13 protein-coding genes are annotated in these 17,000 nt (G+C 38.2%); 3 read left to right on the top strand and 10 right to left on the bottom strand.

What is annotated here, in order from left to right:
- Positions 1 to 144: 144 nt before the first annotated feature.
- Together HT689_RS04555 and HT689_RS04550 are read right to left on the bottom strand one after the other, a co-directional pair.
- Positions 145 to 2,103: a peptide ABC transporter substrate-binding protein gene (locus HT689_RS04555; protein ID WP_173226285.1), complete on the bottom strand. Its 1,959-nt coding sequence runs from the start codon at positions 2,101 to 2,103 to the stop codon at positions 145 to 147.
- 196 nt (positions 2,104 to 2,299) lie between these two features.
- Positions 2,300 to 3,907, bottom strand: a complete 1,608-nt coding sequence (locus HT689_RS04550; protein WP_173226283.1) for an alpha-glucosidase — start codon at positions 3,905 to 3,907, stop codon at positions 2,300 to 2,302.
- A gap of 152 nt (positions 3,908 to 4,059) precedes the next feature.
- On the opposite strand from HT689_RS04550, the gene HT689_RS04545 reads away from it, so the two are divergent.
- Positions 4,060 to 5,544 (top strand): DUF1846 domain-containing protein, encoded by a 1,485-nt coding sequence (locus HT689_RS04545; protein ID WP_173226281.1) that lies wholly within the window; start codon positions 4,060 to 4,062, stop codon positions 5,542 to 5,544.
- Between the two features lie 94 nt (positions 5,545 to 5,638).
- Positions 5,639 to 6,121 carry an S-ribosylhomocysteine lyase gene (locus HT689_RS04540; RefSeq protein WP_000032548.1) on the top strand — a complete coding sequence of 161 codons (483 nt, stop codon included), beginning with the start codon at positions 5,639 to 5,641 and terminating at the stop codon, positions 6,119 to 6,121.
- 371 nt (positions 6,122 to 6,492) lie between these two features.
- Here HT689_RS04540 and HT689_RS04535 read toward each other — a convergent pair whose 3' ends face one another.
- Complete coding sequence (locus HT689_RS04535) at positions 6,493 to 6,936, bottom strand: thiol-disulfide isomerase (RefSeq protein ID WP_173226279.1); 444 nt, start codon at positions 6,934 to 6,936, stop codon at positions 6,493 to 6,495.
- Positions 6,929 to 7,768 carry an excalibur calcium-binding domain-containing protein gene (locus tag HT689_RS04530; protein ID WP_173226277.1) on the bottom strand — a complete coding sequence of 280 codons (840 nt, stop codon included), beginning with the start codon at positions 7,766 to 7,768 and terminating at the stop codon, positions 6,929 to 6,931. The genes HT689_RS04535 and HT689_RS04530 overlap by 8 nt, the downstream gene beginning before the upstream one ends.
- Before the next feature lie 183 nt (positions 7,769 to 7,951).
- Between HT689_RS04530 and HT689_RS04525 the strand changes: the two genes are divergently transcribed.
- Positions 7,952 to 8,278 carry a helix-turn-helix transcriptional regulator gene (locus tag HT689_RS04525; protein ID WP_173226275.1) on the top strand — a complete coding sequence of 109 codons (327 nt, stop codon included), beginning with the start codon at positions 7,952 to 7,954 and terminating at the stop codon, positions 8,276 to 8,278.
- Between the two features lie 210 nt (positions 8,279 to 8,488).
- On the opposite strand, the gene HT689_RS04520 is transcribed toward HT689_RS04525, so the two are convergent.
- The 6 genes from HT689_RS04520 to pbp2X all read right to left on the bottom strand — a co-directional run bounded on the left by HT689_RS04520 (position 8,489) and on the right by pbp2X (position 16,997).
- Complete coding sequence (locus HT689_RS04520) at positions 8,489 to 8,902, bottom strand: hypothetical protein (protein ID WP_173226273.1); 414 nt, start codon at positions 8,900 to 8,902, stop codon at positions 8,489 to 8,491.
- Positions 8,903 to 8,910: 8 nt separating this feature from the next.
- Positions 8,911 to 9,891: a hypothetical protein gene (locus HT689_RS04515; protein ID WP_173226271.1), complete on the bottom strand. Its 981-nt coding sequence runs from the start codon at positions 9,889 to 9,891 to the stop codon at positions 8,911 to 8,913.
- A 291-nt stretch (positions 9,892 to 10,182) separates the two neighbouring features.
- Positions 10,183 to 10,629: a hypothetical protein gene (locus HT689_RS04505; protein WP_173226269.1), complete on the bottom strand. Its 447-nt coding sequence runs from the start codon at positions 10,627 to 10,629 to the stop codon at positions 10,183 to 10,185.
- 591 nt (positions 10,630 to 11,220) lie between these two features.
- Positions 11,221 to 13,326: an ATP-dependent Clp protease ATP-binding subunit gene (locus tag HT689_RS04500; RefSeq protein ID WP_173226267.1), complete on the bottom strand. Its 2,106-nt coding sequence runs from the start codon at positions 13,324 to 13,326 to the stop codon at positions 11,221 to 11,223.
- Positions 13,327 to 13,762: 436 nt separating this feature from the next.
- Positions 13,763 to 14,743, bottom strand: coding sequence for a phospho-N-acetylmuramoyl-pentapeptide-transferase (gene mraY, locus HT689_RS04495; RefSeq protein WP_173280814.1), 981 nt, complete (start codon positions 14,741 to 14,743; stop codon positions 13,763 to 13,765).
- A 1-nt stretch (position 14,744) separates the two neighbouring features.
- Positions 14,745 to 16,997 (bottom strand): penicillin-binding protein PBP2X, encoded by a 2,253-nt coding sequence (pbp2X, locus tag HT689_RS04490; RefSeq protein ID WP_173280811.1) that lies wholly within the window; start codon positions 16,995 to 16,997, stop codon positions 14,745 to 14,747.
- Positions 16,998 to 17,000 lie beyond the last annotated feature (3 nt).

The raw sequence follows: 17,000 nt of genomic DNA, 5'->3' as shown, positions 1-17,000 counted from the left end.
ATAGTAAAAGAGAGGATCTTAGTTTCAATCTATTTTAGCACAAAACAAATCATTTCTTAGTTTTCAATAGCCGAGTGATTTAAAAAGACAAGCACCAAAACTGATGTTTGTCTTTATGATTTTGTTTGAAAAGGCTATTTCTAACTATTTAACATGTTTTTCTGCTTCTTTTTGAGCTTTTTCAATTGCTTTTTTGCTTTCTTGTTCCCATTTACTTTTAGCTTCTTCAAACTGTTTGGTCGTCACAGTGTCTTTTTGCAGTTTCATGTACTTGTAGTTATTGCCATCACCCTTGATACCAACCAATGAATAGCCTCTTGTAAATGGCGTCACTTTGGTTACAGATGCTGTGCCACCACTTGACATAGCTGACATAATGAGAGAATTGTCAATCATCCAAGCCTGTGCTTCAGCGTATTTTTCATAACGTTTGGCTACATCTTTGTTTTCACTATCTGCATCTTTGAGCATCTTAGTGTAGGTATCAAGACCTAGGCTAGTGATTTTTTCCTTGTCTTCCTTGGCATCTAGTCCAAAAATCTTAAGGTAGAATCCATCCTCTGCATTGAAAGGATTGAGATAAGTTGATGGATCTTGGTAGTCACCTACCCAACCATCAAAGTTCAAATCGTAGTCACGATCAGCTGCTGTCGGTGCCAAGAAGGCTACGTTATTGAAATCATCTGTTGAAAGTTGCTGAACATCAATGACAATGTTATCAGCACCTAAAACTGACTCAAGGGTCTGCTTAACTGAGTTCATACCTGTCACGGCATTTTTACTTGTCTGATCAACCGCCACATCCAAGTGAATTGGGAAGGTCACACCTTGACTTGTCAATTCTTTTTTAGCTTCCGCAAATTTTGCTTGGGCTTTTTCTTTGTTGAAATAGGCATCCTTAGCATCTGCCAGGTTAATACCTGACCATTCTGTGCCATAGTTGACCAATTTAGAAGCGACTACTTCTCCAAAGGTCTTGTCTCCAACTTGGACAAATGTAGGAGGAACCAAGGTGTTACGAAGGGTCTTGCTAGCCGCCTCTTCCCCATTTGACTGGGCAGAATAGGCTGTGCGGTCCAAGGCAAAGTTCACTGCTTGGCGGAAGTTCTTGTTCAAGACAGCTGTCTCAGTTGACTTCTTCTGCTCATCTGTCGTTTTAGACGTATGGCTGTAAGCCTTACGGTTGACGTTGAAATTGAAGTACCAAGAAGTCTTGTCCTGCAAGCTATAGACGATATTATCCCTATATTTTTCCTTGGTCTTAGCAAAGTTAGAACTATTTGGATAAACCCCAGCGATAGAATAAGCTCCACTTTCAAAGTTACGGATGGTCAATTCTTGGTCTGAGCCATCAAAATAAGCCAATTTCACGTGTTCAATTGATACTTTGTCATGATCATAGTAATGCGGATTTTTCACATACTCAATAGATGATTTTGATGTGAAATCTTTTAACAAGTAAGGTCCACTGTAGAGAATACTATCTGGAGATAGGGTACCAAAATCCTTCCCTTTTGAGTTTAGAAACTCTTCGTTTACTGGGAAAAGAATACTGTTCGTTGTTTTTGAATTCCAGTAAGGCTCTGGGCGTGTCAAAGTATACTCAACAGTCTGGTCATCAATGGCCTTAACCCCAACCTTAGAAAAGTCAGAATCCGCTCCTGTAATATAATCATTCAAGCCCTTGATTGAGTTTTGAATCAAGTCAATGGCCTGTGATTTATTATCCACTGCGTACTTGATACCTGTCACAAAATCCTGTGCCTTGACTGGAGCGTATTCTTCACCGTCAGCTGTGAACCATTTGGCATCTTTTCTCAATTTGTAGGTATAAGTTAGACCGTCGCTTGAAACAGACCAGTCTTCTGCCAAAGACGGAATTAGATTTCCGTGATTGTCATTTTCAAGCAAACCATCAACTAGATTGGTAATGATGGCTGTATTATCAGCGTAGTAGTCTAATAGATAGTTAAAAGTAGTTGGATTTCCACTAAAGGTTGATGAGTAAGTTTTTGTATCTGAACCTGATTGTCCGCAAGCAGCTAAAAGCAAGGCAGCCGCAAAAGTCAGACCTGCACTAAGGACACGCTTTTTTGTCTTCATCTTCTTTCTCCTTTATGTTAGTTTTTATAACATAAGCTTATTTTACCAAAATAGTGGGAATTTGTAAAGTTAATTGAATTTCGAGAATGAAAGTTTATAAACTTTAGGAATAAAAAAACAAAGAATTTCTGTCTTTCATACAGTCCTCCCTTGTTTTTATACGATTTCAATTTTAGATTTTTCTGTTCAGAAATATTTAGCCCAATTCCACACAGAAAGCATCCCATGGAGCTAAGACTTGTTTTTCAAAGGCTTCTTGAGCCGTGGTGTTTTCAATCAAGACAGATTTGACGTTTCCTTCTACTGTTAAGTCTTGCTCTTCATTGGACAAATTGGCCACAACTAGAAAACGACGGTCGCCATCTTTACGAATATAAGCAAAGACCTTATCAGCCGTATCAAGAAGTTCAAAATCAGCTCGAATCAGCCAGCTATTCTCCTTACGGATTTGAACTAGCTTCTGATAGGTATAGAAAATAGAATCAGGATTTGCCAGCGCTTCTTGAACGTTGATTGCTTGATAGTTTGGATTCACTGCCAACCAAGGTTGAGCAGTTGAGAAACCAGCGTTTTTGCTCTCATCCCATTGCATAGGGGTACGGGCATTGTCACGACCAATGACACGGATACTGTCCATGATTTCTTCCATCGGAACGCCTTTTTCAAGAGCCTCACGCGCATAGTTAAGAGATTCAATATCTTCTACTTGATTCAGTGTTTCAAACGGATAATTTGTCATCCCAATTTCCTCACCTTGATAGATATAAGGAGTCCCTCTCATGAGATGAAGCAAGATTGCAAAGGCTTTGGCAGATTTTTCTCGGTATTCTTGGTCATTTCCCCAGATTGAGACGATACGAGGGAGGTCATGATTGTTCCAGAAGAGTGAATTCCAGCCGTCCTCAACGCCTAACTCTGTCTGCCATTTGTTGAAAATCTCTTTTAACTTAGGGATATTCAGCGCTTTTTGATAGTGCCACTTAGGTTGCCCTTCCTGATACTGAAGACAGATGTGTTCAAATTGGAAAACCATAGACAATTCTTGCCCCTTTGGATCAGAGTAAAGCTTGGCAATCTCTGGAGTTGCTCCCCAAGTCTCCCCTACTGTCAAGAGATTCTTATCGCCAAAAGTGGCTTGGTTCATCTCCTTGAGATAAGGATGGAGCATAGGTCCATTATTGACTACCTTCTCATCAGGAATTTTGCCAATCATGTCAATGACATCCATACGGAAACCGCCAATGCTTTTATCAATCCAGAAGTTCATCATCTCATAAATTTTCTGGCGAAGTTTTTCATTCTCCCAGTTGAGATCAGGCTGTTTCTTACTGAAAAAGTGGAGATAGTATTGACCCGACTTTTCATCATACTCCCAAGCAGACCCACTAAAGATAGAATCAAGATCATTAGGCTCATCCCGCCAGATATAGTAGTCACGCTCAGGGCTGTCAGGATTTTCACAGGACTCGACAAACCAAGCATGTTCATCCGAGGTATGATTGACCACCAAGTCCATGATGATACGGATATCACGCTTCTTAGCTTCCGCAATCAGTTGGTCCATGTCCTCCATGGTTCCGAAAATAGCTGTAATCGCTTGGTAATCAGCAATATCATAGCCATTATCATCCATAGGACTGTCATAAACAGGAGAAAGCCAAATCGCTGTGATTCCTAACTTAGCTAGATAGTCTAACTTACTGGTAATACCTGGCAAATCGCCAATTCCATCTCCGTTGCTATCCATAAAGCTCTTAGGATAAACTTGATAGACTACGGCATTGTGCCACCATTTTTCTTGCATCTTCTTACCTCATTATTTTAATAATCTGTAGTCTATGATAGCGCTTTTTAAAATTTTATGCAAGCGTTTGCCTAATCTTTTTGATTCCTTTTTTAACTCCATAGTTTCCTAACTTCCAATTTTTTATTATAATAGAGGTCAGAGGTAAAAAAATGAAAAAACAAGCTTTTAGTTCTGAACAATATTTGAATCTACAGCGCGACCATATTTTGGAGCGCATTAACCAATTTGACGGCAAGCTCTACTTGGAGTTTGGGGGCAAAATGTTAGAAGATTTCCACGCTGCTCGTGTTCTTCCTGGTTATGAGCCTGACAACAAAATCAAGCTCTTGCAGGAGTTGAAAGAGCAAGTTGAGGTTGTGATTGCCATTAACGCTAGCAACATCGAACATTCCAAAGCACGTGGTGACTTGGGCATTTCTTATGACCAAGAAGTTCTTCGTTTGATTGACAAATTCAATGAATTGGGAATTTTTGTTGGCTCCGTGGTCATCACACAGTACGCTGGCCAACCCGCTGCAGATGCCTTCCGCAACCAACTCGATAAAAACGGAATTGATTCTTATCTTCATTATCCAATCAAAGGATATCCGACAGATATGGACCACATCATTTCTCCAGAAGGTATGGGGAAAAACGACTACATCAAAACCAGTCGCAACTTGATTGTCGTAACCGCTCCTGGACCTGGTTCTGGAAAATTAGCAACTTGTATGTCCAATATGTACCACGACCAAATCAATGGTATCAAGTCTGGCTACGCTAAGTTTGAAACCTTCCCAGTTTGGAATCTTCCCCTTCATCACCCAGTCAACTTGGCCTACGAGGCTGCCACAGCTGACCTTGATGATGTCAACATGATTGACCCTTTCCATCTTCAAACCTATGGAGAAACCACTGTCAACTACAACCGTGATATCGAGATTTTCCCAGTGCTCAAACGCATGTTGGAACGTATCCTCGGTGAATCTCCATACGCTTCACCGACAGATATGGGTGTCAACATGGTTGGTTTCGCTATTACAGATGATGAAGCTGCTGTCGAAGCTTCTAAACAAGAAATCATCCGCCGTTACTATCAAACTGTTCTTGATTTCAAAGCCGAAAAAGTGGGCGAATCTGCTGTCAAGAAAATCGAGTTACTCATGAACGACCTCGGCATCACACCTGCAGACCGTAAGGTTGCTGTTGCTGCACGCCAAAAAGCAGAAAAAACTGGCGGACCAGCCCTAGCCCTTGAATTGCCAACCGGGGAAATCGTCACAGGTAAGAACTCAGAACTCTTTGGCCCTACAGCAGCTGCTCTTATCAACGCTATCAAGAAATCAGCTGACATCGCTAAAGAAGTAAAATTAATCGAGCCCGAAGTCGTCAAACCAATCCAAGGTCTTAAAATCGATCATCTGGGTAGCCGCAATCCACGCCTTCATTCAAATGAAATCCTGATTGCACTTGCTATCACAGCTACAGAAAATCCTGATGCTGCTCGTGCTATGGAAGAGCTTGGCAACCTCAAAGGAAGCGAAGCCCACTCAACCATCATCTTGACAGATGAAGACAAGAATGTCCTTCGTAAACTAGGTATCAACGTAACCTTTGACCCTTACTACCAATACGATCGCTTGTATCGTAAATAACGATTCAAACCTCTCCACACTCGGAGAGGTTTTCTCTCTGTCTCAAGAGCAGCCTTTATGGTATAATGAAAGAAGAAAACTGAAAGGATTTACCATGTCAAAAGAAGTTATTGTTGAAAGTTTTGAACTTGACCACACCATTGTTAAAGCACCCTATGTTCGCTTGATTGGGGAAGAAACAGGACCAAAAGGAGACATCATCTCCAATTATGACATTCGTTTAGTGCAACCCAATGAAGACTCTATCCCTACCGCTGGCCTTCACACTATCGAGCACCTCTTAGCCAAACTCATCCGTACCCGCATTGACGGTATGATTGACTGCTCACCATTTGGCTGCCGCACAGGATTCCACATGATTATGTGGGGGCGCCACACCAGCGCTGAAATTGCAGCTGTTATCAAGGATTCGCTCAAAGAAATCGCTGAGACTACTACATGGGAAGAGGTCCCTGGAACAACCATCGAATCTTGCGGAAACTATAAGGACCACAGCCTCTTCTCTGCTAAAGAATGGGCGAAACTTATCTTGGAACAAGGGATTTCAGATGATGCCTTTGAACGTCATGTGATTTAAATGTAAAAAAGAGGCTAGGCAAAAAAGTCTTTAAAACCAGAAAAACGCATAGTATCAAGTGTTAAAAATCTTGATATTATGCGTTTTATTGTGGAAAGATTTTCTAAATAGGAACTAAACAAATCTAAACCACTTCATCTAATCCTCTTTTATGCCATTATTTTCAATCAAAGTTAATTTTGATTTAATCTGTTTTGTAAAATACCTGTTCGGAGCTATTCGGAGCACTTTGTCCAGCTACGATTCTATTTTTGCTTAAATCAGAATCAACCCATTTTATAGTAATGCCAATTGGATAAACACTCATACCATATCCTGTAGGTCCTGAGCTCACACTAAAATCTATATGTCCATCGCTTCTCATTTTTGCCTTAATATTTGTACTTACTTACAAATAATTCAATCCCTTCAACACTGGCTTGACTTGCATTCGGTAATCTGTCATATGCTGTACCATTTGTGAAATAAGTGAGATTGGGTATTGTTTTGAAGCCTACGGTTGTTTTGAAGTTATTCCAACTTGTCTTATCTATATGCTCACTATCCAAGTAATACATAGTTATATTGGTTTTATCTACTGCTTTTGCTAGCTTTGGAGTAAATTCTTGACAGTATGGACAACTTTCTCTCCCTGTGTATAGATAAAAGCTTTCTTGATATTGTATTTTCTGTTCTACAGCCTCTAAACTTATCTTTTGAAGTCTATTTACAGCTATCTGGTAGTCTGTTTGTGGCAGAGTGGTTAAGTATGCTGTGAATGTGACAATTATAATAAGTGGTAGTGACAGTAGAATAAGAACTTTTTTACTATTCATCACATCCGTATCCGTCTTTGTCTCTATCTAGCCATGGACCATATTGTGGGTCACTAGCAGGTATGTTTACACGTCCTGCTTTTCGTGCTTCCTTACAGTTTTTGAACGGTCTTAAATTTGATTGTGGAGCAGGTGTAGACGATTGTGTAGGAGTAGTTGTAGTGTGAGATGAAGCTTGCTCTTGTTCTTTTTCTCGTGAAGATGCTTTCCTTTCCTCCTCTTTTGATTTAGAGGCTTCAATACTTGCTTTTTCCTCTTCTTGTACTTTCTCTGTTTTTCTTACTTCACTGATTACTAAAGAGCCTTTACCGATTGAATCATATTTTTCTATAGATACTGTATTTCCCGTATAGACCATAAGTTCATTTATTTTTACAGCTAGTGATTCAGGTGTACGGATCAGAAGTTTCTTACCTGTTATGTTGTACTCACGATATTCATCTTTTTCTGCAATCCCAATTACCTCAGCTTCAACTTCGTAGAGTTTATCAGTGTTCGAGAGTTTGTATGCTACCTCTCTCAGTGCTTTGGCTCGCAGTATGATTTTAATTTGTGGTGTATTCAGATAAGCATCTACAGCTATATGTCCAGTTGGAGACCATTTCTCTATTTTAGAGTTAGTTTCACTACTAGATGATGAAGTAGAGGAAGAAGAACTAGACTGTTTAACTTGTGAAGACTGTTTGACAGAATCATTAGCCTTAGTTTGAACTTGTGAGTGTTTAGTGCTACCGCTAGTTAATAGTGTGAAGAACAAAATGAGGATAAGCAATAGTACAATACTACCTATAATCTTTTGTTCTTTGCTTAATTCCTTAAGTTTTTTAAGCATATATATCCTCCTGATATTTAACTTTATTTAATGAAACAAAAGAAATGTTTCCTAATAGTTATAATTATATCACATAAATTTTAACAATAGAATATATTTTTAACAAATATTAAACTATAGAGAATGTAAACCTGATTGTTTAATCTATAAGATAGATAGTAGATTTAACTTAGGGGTGAAGGAATGGATGATATATTAGAAAATATAAGTAATCAGATACGAGACTTACGAGCTTCAAAGAAGATTACACAGCAAGAATTAGCAGAAAAAACAAATCTAAGCGTTCCTTATATCAGTCAGATAGAAAATAATCACAGAAATATCTCTTTGGAAACTTTTGTGAAGATTGTTGATGCTTTAGAAGTTTCATTGAGTGATTTTTTCTTACCTTATTCTGTGCCACAAGATACAGAAATGATGGAACTGTTATTGAAGATTCAGAAACACCCACAGCATAAGATGATTGTTCATAAAGTGATGGAAATACTTGATTTAAGCCAAGATAGCTAGTGATAAAAAAGTACTAAAGTGTAATATATACTAAATCTATCTAATCGTAGACGGTTACGTTATTCAGATAAGGAATGAGGTATAGGTTGTAATTTTAGAATGATTTTTCTTTGTTGAAGAAATTGATTAAAAAACAAAAAGAAAATAGATAAGCACTGAATCTGAGTATCCAGTGCTTATCTATTACCTTAAAAAACGTGTTACCTCTTACTAGAATGTTAAAAGTACTCTAACGGTTATTGCTAGGATTGTCGCAAATATTGTTGCTCCTAATATCAAAGTAGCACTATCTTTCTCTCCTTTTTCTTTTAGAAGGCGATACATTACTGAGGGGATAACAGCAAAAACAGGGTGCCATACCAATATAGCAAAAACTCCAAGCCATGCATAAAGCTTAATATTTCTAACTGTCAGAAATCCTTTTTCTTCTTTTTTCTGTTCTGTGGGAACTTCACTAGACTTTTTAGTTATGATATAGGTTCCTTCAGATTGATATACCTCTACTATATCCCCTAGTTGTGGTACAAAATTAAAAGAAGTCTGTTCAACTTTTAGCAAAGTTCCATCATCTTTACCTAAATAGATTAGAGTTTCTTCGATTTTAATAACTTTATAAGTATTCATAACCTCTCCTAATTGTCATACATGTAAGCCACCATATAAGGCAGTGTTTTTGTAGCTTTAAAGACCGTTTCATAACTTTGTCTTCCTTGTGCTAGTCCGTACAATGTTATATGGTCATCTTCAGCTATAACTCTATTATTGTACTCCGAAGGAATAGAAACTAAGATAATTTTATCATAGTCATCATTTATAGCTACACGAAGAGTATAGGCTTTCCTATCTTCCATAGCTTGTAAAACTTTCCCATATACTCTTACTTTAGTATTTACGGCTACTTCATCATGATTCCAACTATTATAATCCACTTCACCATAATTTGCTTTATCATTGTCTACAGTAATCTTAGGTTTTGATGGTACTGAGGAAGATGAACTAGGGCTACTCTCTTTAGATGATGAAGGTGTAGTAGAGCTACTTGCCTTTGAAGACGATGAAGAGCTAGAACTATTCTTAGATGACGACGTAGAGGACTTAGAAGTGCTCTGTGATGTAGTCTTCTTTGAATTTGAAGGGGTATTATTTACATACTGAGCAAAAGCAATGGATAAAATAACAGTTAAAATACCTACAATAAAATATTTTATAGAACTTTCTTTATTAACTTCACTCTTCTTAATAGATGAAATAATAATAAATATAAGATTTAATACTATCATCAATACCGAAACTACAAAAAACAATATTGCTGTAGCTTTCAACATGCTTTCTCCCACATAGAAAGCAGCACTTAGGATTATCATAGCCAAAACTACAAATAAAATCAGATTTATCTTGCTAACTAATGATATTTCTTTAGCCTCTGATTTTTTAACTGGGGTACTTTCATTACTTACTTCAACCTTTATAGCAATATCACCATAAACCTCTACATAATCACCCATTTTAGGCTCAAAGTCACAAGATTCAATAGGAATTTCCTTTAAACTTCCATCTTCATAACCTATGTACACTGTGTTCTCAGTTATCTTTAAAATTTTTCCTTTATTCATACTTTACCTTTTATCAGTGAAATTTGTCTTTATCTATCTGGTAAGGTCTTATATCTCCTTGTAGTCTCACTATATAATAATCTTCATATTCAACTACCTGTGAGACTATCCCTGTAACCTTAACAGATTCAAATTCTTCAGTATCTAAATTCTGTTCTACAGTCCAAAAATAGATTTCATCTCCAATTTCAATACGGTTTAGAGAACTTCTACATCCTGACAGCAAAATAAGAAATGTGATTACTAAAAGAAATTTTAATAACCTCTTAGCTTTTCCTAACTGTACTAACATTATTTATTTTGTATTCTAACTCCTGAATACTCTTTATATAGTGATTTTCTATGACTTTTGTTTAATGTATAAGTCATAGTAATAGTTATAGAGTCAACTTTTTTAGTTTTATCACTAGCTGTCCATTGTATCTTGTAAATAGACTTATCTTCAAGACCAATAGCAACAATAGCTTCATTTTCTTTTAATTCATTTTTATCAGCATTGTTTGGGAAATAATACTCCCGCTCACTTTTATTAAATTTGTCAGCGTCTTCTTTGAAATCTATATAACCAAACCCCTCAAAACCAACTAGTTTTTTATCCTTACTTATAGTTATAAGTCCTAAATCTGTATTATAGCTTCCCTCAATCATTTCAATTTTACTTAATTCTTTCTTGCTACAACCAGCCAATACAAAAAGAATAGACAATAATATAACTCCCAATATTTTCTTTTTATTCATAAAAAGCCTCCTGTTTTATATTTATGTTTAAAATATTATTAAACACTACCCTAATTATACCACAAATAAATATACTTTAGTTAATATTTTTTAAATTATTTTTAACTAAAGTAAATAAAAAATATACTCTTAACCTATAAATAGCAAGACTTATCACAGAGGTTAAAGCTATGAGAGTTATTCTACATTCTGTGCCACAAGATACTGAGATGATGGAACTGTTATTGAAGATTCAAAAACACCCACAACATAAGAGGATTGTTCATAAGGTGATGGAAATACTTGATTTAAGCCAAGATAGATAAGCGTAAATAAAAAAAACGAATAAACTAGTTTTCTGAAAATCAGAATTCTGTTTTATTCGCTTTTTTGTTTCATCTATTTATTCTCAGAATTCATAACAAAGAATTCCAAATACTCTTCTAAATTCAAATATCAATCTACATTGCAATATCTTGCCTCAGATTTGTTACTGACTTTGTCAATATTATCTAAAAATGAAGTCACCCCTAGTTCTATTTTGATTTTTCTTGAGTATCAAATCCAAAATCTTTTTACCCAGCCTTTTCTTTTTCTCCTCAAAATTTTCTCTTAGGCTTTTTCACGAATAACTAAACCACCCTCTTCCATATCTGCTTCTAGGTGTTTGGCATCTAAATGATCCAAGTGGAAGTCTGTCACCTTATCACGAATTTCTTGTTCAACCACACGACGGAGAGGACGAACACCCATGACTTCGTCATAGCCTTCTTCTGTGATATAGTCCTTAGCCGCTTGACTGACTGACAAATCAATGTCTTTCTTAGCCAAGGTTTGGTTGACTTCAGCCAACATTAAGTCCACAATCTTAGAAAGGTCTTCCTTCGTCAAGTGTGAGAACTCAATGACTGCGTTAAAGCGGTTAAGGAATTCTGGACGGAAGAATGGTTTCAAACGGTCCATCAATTCTGGTTTGTCCGCATCTTCTGTCAAATTGGCTTCATAGCCAAATCCTGCGTTTGAAGTTGCGATAATCACCGTATTCTTGAAGTTGACAGTGTTACCTTGACCATCTGTCAAACGACCATCATCCAAAACTTGAAGGAGAAGGGTAATGACTTGAGGGTCAGCCTTTTCAATTTCATCCAAGAGAATGATAGAGTAAGGATTGCGACGAACACGTTCTGTCAAGGTATTGCTATTGTCATCATAACCAACATAGCCTGCTGTTGTACCAATTAGCTTAGAAACGGCTGTGCGGTCACTGTATTCAGACATATCCAAACGGATGATAGCATCCTTAGTACCAAACATATCGAGCGCCAATTGCTTAGCAAGTTCCGTCTTACCAACCCCAGTTGGTCCTACAAAGAGGAAGCTACCTATTGGGCGATTGCCTTCATCAAAACCGGCACGATTACGACGGATAGCACGAGCTACCGCTTCTACCGCCTTGTCTTGACCGATTACCTTGTCTTGCAGACGATGAGCCATATCTTTCAAACGTTCGATATCTGATGCTCCCATTTGTGAAACTGGAATTCCCGTCATTCGTTCTACAGATTCAGCTACATCGTTGACACTTGCAGTCACCTTCATATCTTCTGTGTGGTTTTCGATTTTCTTTTCCAATTCTGCAATGCGTGTTTTATAGTTTAGAGCTGCTTCAAAATCTTCTGCCTCAACTGCTTTTTCTTGCTTGTCTTTTTCCGCTTCGATTTCTCGTTCAACAGCATGCACATCTGTTACAGGATGCTGAGCTGCCAAGTGAGCTGCCGTTACATCCACAAGGTCGATAGCCTTATCTGGCAAGCTACGTTGAGGAATGTATTGAACAGAATAATCCACAGCTGCTTTCAAAACCTCGTCTGGCAGGATAACATTATGGTGTTGCTGATAGAGGTCACGAATTCCTTGAAGAATTTTATATGTATCCTCTGCTGAAGGAGCATTGACCTTGACTTCGTTGAAGCGACGAGCAAGAGCTGCATTCTTCAAGATGGTGTTACGGTATTCGTCTTGAGTCGTTGCCCCAATCACTGTCAATTCTCCACGAGAGAGAGCTGGCTTGAGAATATCCGCAAGCCCTTTAGAACCACTGTCACCTCCAGTTGATCCAGCACCGAGGATTTGGTGAATTTCATCAAAGAAGAGGATAATATTCCCTGCTTCTTTCACTTCATTTACTAGATTTTGAACGTTTTCTTCAAAGCTACCACGGTATTGAGTACCAGCCTCAAGACCAGAGATATCAATGGAAATAATTTCCTTGTTCTTGATAGCGGCAGGAACATCTCCGTTCACAATGGCTTGTGCCAAGCCTTCGACAACTGCTGTCTTACCAACACCTGCGTCTCCGACTAAAACAGGATTGTTCTTGGTACGGCGTGAAAGGATTTCAGATGTTTCTTGAATTTCCTTGTTTCGTCCGATAACAGGATCCAGCTTGCCCTCGCGAGCTTCTGCTGTCAAGTTACGACCTAGTTTAGCAAGGACACCATCTTGTTTCATACCTGAAGTCTGTTGTTTCATTTGTCCATCAGCTTCTACATTCCCTGGCAATTGGCCAGTTGCACGATAGTGAGCAAATTCCTCAGGTGTGACTTCGCGTCCATTAATTAAGTAACGGCGATTTTCAGAACTGTATCCTCGCATACCACCCATCAATTGGTTAAATAAATCATCCATGTTGTTAAAATTATTAAAGTTGTTGTTCATATTCTTTACCTCTTTTTTGTATTTCTTCGTTATTATTACTGATATTGACTATCTTTGACCTTTGTTTTAAAAAATTTAGACTAGCTAAATCGCTACTCTAGGTACTATTTCTGGTTTTTCTTTTTCAAGCAGGAGTAGACTATCTTTACTTCTGAAGATTTCTAGATTAAACATAGACCCCACCTCTTTCTATTTTACTTTAAATAAGTGTTCTAGTAAGGCTTTCATTTACCTTACGTTCATAATATACTACATTAGTCAGAAAAGGTCAAGAGATTTGACTTTAACTGACTAATATTTTTTTACACTCTTCAAAATACGTCAGCTTCGTCTTATCTACAACCTCTAAGCTATGTTTTGAGCACTTCCTAGTTTGCTCTTTGATTTTCATTGTGTATTTAACGCAAAAACACCCTGAAATATCAGGGTGCTATTCTTACATCAAATATAAAATTGCTAACGTCAAGAGACTTGCTAGAAGTCCTACTCCCCAAAAGAAGAAGTCAACCTTCCACTCGCTCCAAGGATTTCCTTTACCAGACAATCCTCCAAGCTCAAAATGGTGATGGACAGGTGTCATACGGAAAATACGTTTACCACCAGTCATTTTGAAATAGCTGACTTGCATCATGACTGAGGTTGTTTCAAAAACATAAATAATTCCGATAATCAAGAGAGTCCATTCTTGGTGGAGGGCCATAGAGATAGCTGCCAGCATTCCACCGAGAGCCAAACTTCCCACATCTCCCATAAAGACCTTAGCAGGCTTATGGTTAAATACAAAGAAACCAAGCAAACCACCAATCATGGCAAGAATCACTAGTAGGATATCCATCTGACCTTGCACATAGGCAATAACTCCATAGGCAGACAAACTAATCACGACTGAAATACTAGCCAGACCGTCAATGCCGTCAGTCAAGTTGACTGCGTTTGAAAAACCAACTAGCCAGAAAAGGGCGAAGACAATATAGAAAATCCCTAAATGCACTTGGTAGACAAAGACTGAAAGCATATCGCCACCGCGCTCATAGAAAAGGTAGAAGACGACCCCACCTAAAAGCTGAAGAGCCAATTTCTGCTTAGGATTCAGCCCCTCATTGATTTCACGAAAGACCTTGAGAAAGTCATCTAAAAATCCGACAAGTCCATAAAGGACCAAGATGAACAAAATCATTCCCACATTATTGGTCAATTGTTTTGAAAAAAGAGCAAGAAGGAAACTCACTACAACTGCAGCAATGAGGAAAACAAGTCCTCCCATAGTTGGCGTGCCAGCTTTTGCCTGATGCTGTTTGACATCCTCATGCATCTGCTGGCCTGTAATTTGCGCCTTTCTATAAAATTGGATAAAGGCTGGAATTCCTACCAAAGTTAGTAAAAATGTCACAATTCCAGCACTGATGGAAATAAACATATTAGTCTCCTAAAGTTAATGTAATTTTTTTAATGTCCTTGATGGCTGTATTAGCACGAACATCTTGCTTCTGCACAGTAGATCCCGAACCTTCAAATACAAGTTCTATATTTAACCACTTAGAAAAAGCTTCTGCGGTTGCTTTTGTCCAACCATACATATCTGGAACTTCCTCTGCTTTATCAGATAAGAGGAGAACTTGCTGATTAGGTGCAAGATCCGTCCCTTCTTCTACAGATGATTCTTTAATCTTTGTTCCTGTTCCCACAACGATTGGTTGCACAATATTGCGACGTAAGGCTTCCGCCAAATCGCCAGGTGAAATGTCCTTAATGCTAGGCATGGCATAAGCGCTTTGATTGGTTACCTGATCTAACGTTTTAGCGGTAGATTGCAGGTTAAGGGAATCTTTCATAGCCACTGCTCTTTCCAAGATAGGATTGGCAAATTCTCCCAACTGGATACCTGAATAATGCTCAGGCTGTTGAACCGTTACATACAAGATAAAATCAGGATTTTCAGCAGGATTCATAGTCACAGCTGAGAAAATATAATTGGTAGAACCAACCAAGTATCCTCCATTTTTCTCATCAGCGATTTGAGCCGTACCGGATTTAACTGCTACATTTTGTCCAGGAACTGTTATAATTGGCTTTCCTGTGTAGTGATTATACATAGTTCCATATAGAGGGTCCGTCCCAACTAAGATCATGTGATTTCGAGTTGTGCTTGCTGCCTCTTTGGAAACAGGATTTCCTACTATTTCTTTTTGTGACTTACGTACAGACTGATTGTTAGTATCATAAATAGCACTTATAAATTTTGGCTCCAGCATAACTCCATCATTAGCAATAGCTGTAAAGGCACGAAGCATTTGTGTTTGTGTCACTGAAATTCCTTGCCCAAATGAGCTTTGAGCAATACTAACAATATTATCAGCTGGAAGTTGACCAGCGTATTCATCTGTCAAGCCAAAGCGAGTTGGAACCCCAAATTTAAAGCGTTTTAGATAATCCAACCAAGTAGCATCTCCCATTTTTTGTTCAAGTAGACTCATTCCAACATTACTGGAGTGAGCGAAACCTTGTAAGAAAGTCATCATCCCACCAGTAGTCAAACCTTCATTAACATCCCAATCTCGAGTCGTCGCATCCGCTATTTTGAATTCACTGCTATTGAAGTATTCTCCACTTGGGAAGGTATTATTATCAATAGAAGAAGCTAACGTCATAACCTTCATGGCTGATCCTGGTTCATAGTTACTTTGATAAAGAATATCACGCCAAACAAAGTCCTCAGTGATTCCTTCTTTAGTATCTGCATTAAAGGTAGGTCGTTGGGTGGTAGCGAGGATTTCACCGGTCTTTGCACTGACCAAGGTCGCGGTCATATACTTACCTTTTACTTTTTCTAGAAAGGCATCCATCTGAGTTTCCATGAAAGATTGTAGCGGACTAGACAATGTTGTATAAACATCCTTGCCATCTACCGTTTGTTGGGAAACTTGTTCTGTTCCAGGGACAATATTACCCAGACGATCTTTTTCATAGGTAATAATACCGTCTTTCCCTGCAAGAATACTGTTCAAGGAACTCTCCATCCCAGAAGTTCCCAGCAAACTCTTGCTACCATCCTCATTTTCATGGAGTTGGGCCAAACCAATAAAACTAGAAGCGAATTGTCCATTTGGATAGCTTCTATTAGGGCTAGTTGTGAAGTCAATTCCTTCAACACTAGCGTCTTTCAAATCCTTTTTAATAGCCATCATATTGGCATAGGTAATCCCATTTCCTTTTGCACCAAAAGAAACTTGGGTCAGATTCGGTTGAGACAATTGTTCTTTAACATAAGTCTCGTCCATATCCAGATACTTATGGAAAACCTCTGCTACCTTATTAAACTGGGCATCTTCTACATAAAGAATTTTTCCCGTTGCTGATTTGTATTTTTTATCAATGACAGCATAGACATTATAGGAGGTTGCGTCCTCAGCAATCGGGACTCCATTTCGGTCATAAATAGTCCCACGTTTGGCAGGGACTGTACGAGTTATTTGGTGAACTTTCTTAGCCTCTTTGACTAGATCCGTTCCAAATTTACTACCACTTCCGATAATAACAGCAAAATTGACCAAAAAGACAGCGAAAAGTACGACAGCTAACAAGCTGATGTACTTCCCCACTATTTTACGGTTTTCTGCTGGAGATTTACGGTTTCTAATCGCAAATCGGGTTATTCTTTTTGTCCACTTCATATC

The organism is Streptococcus sp. 2342, from assembly GCF_013276795.1.
In the GTDB taxonomy this organism is placed as follows: Bacteria; Bacillota; Bacilli; order Lactobacillales; family Streptococcaceae; genus Streptococcus.
The sequence above is the reverse complement of the archived record's forward strand: the minus strand, read 5'-3'. Positions and strand labels throughout refer to the sequence as shown.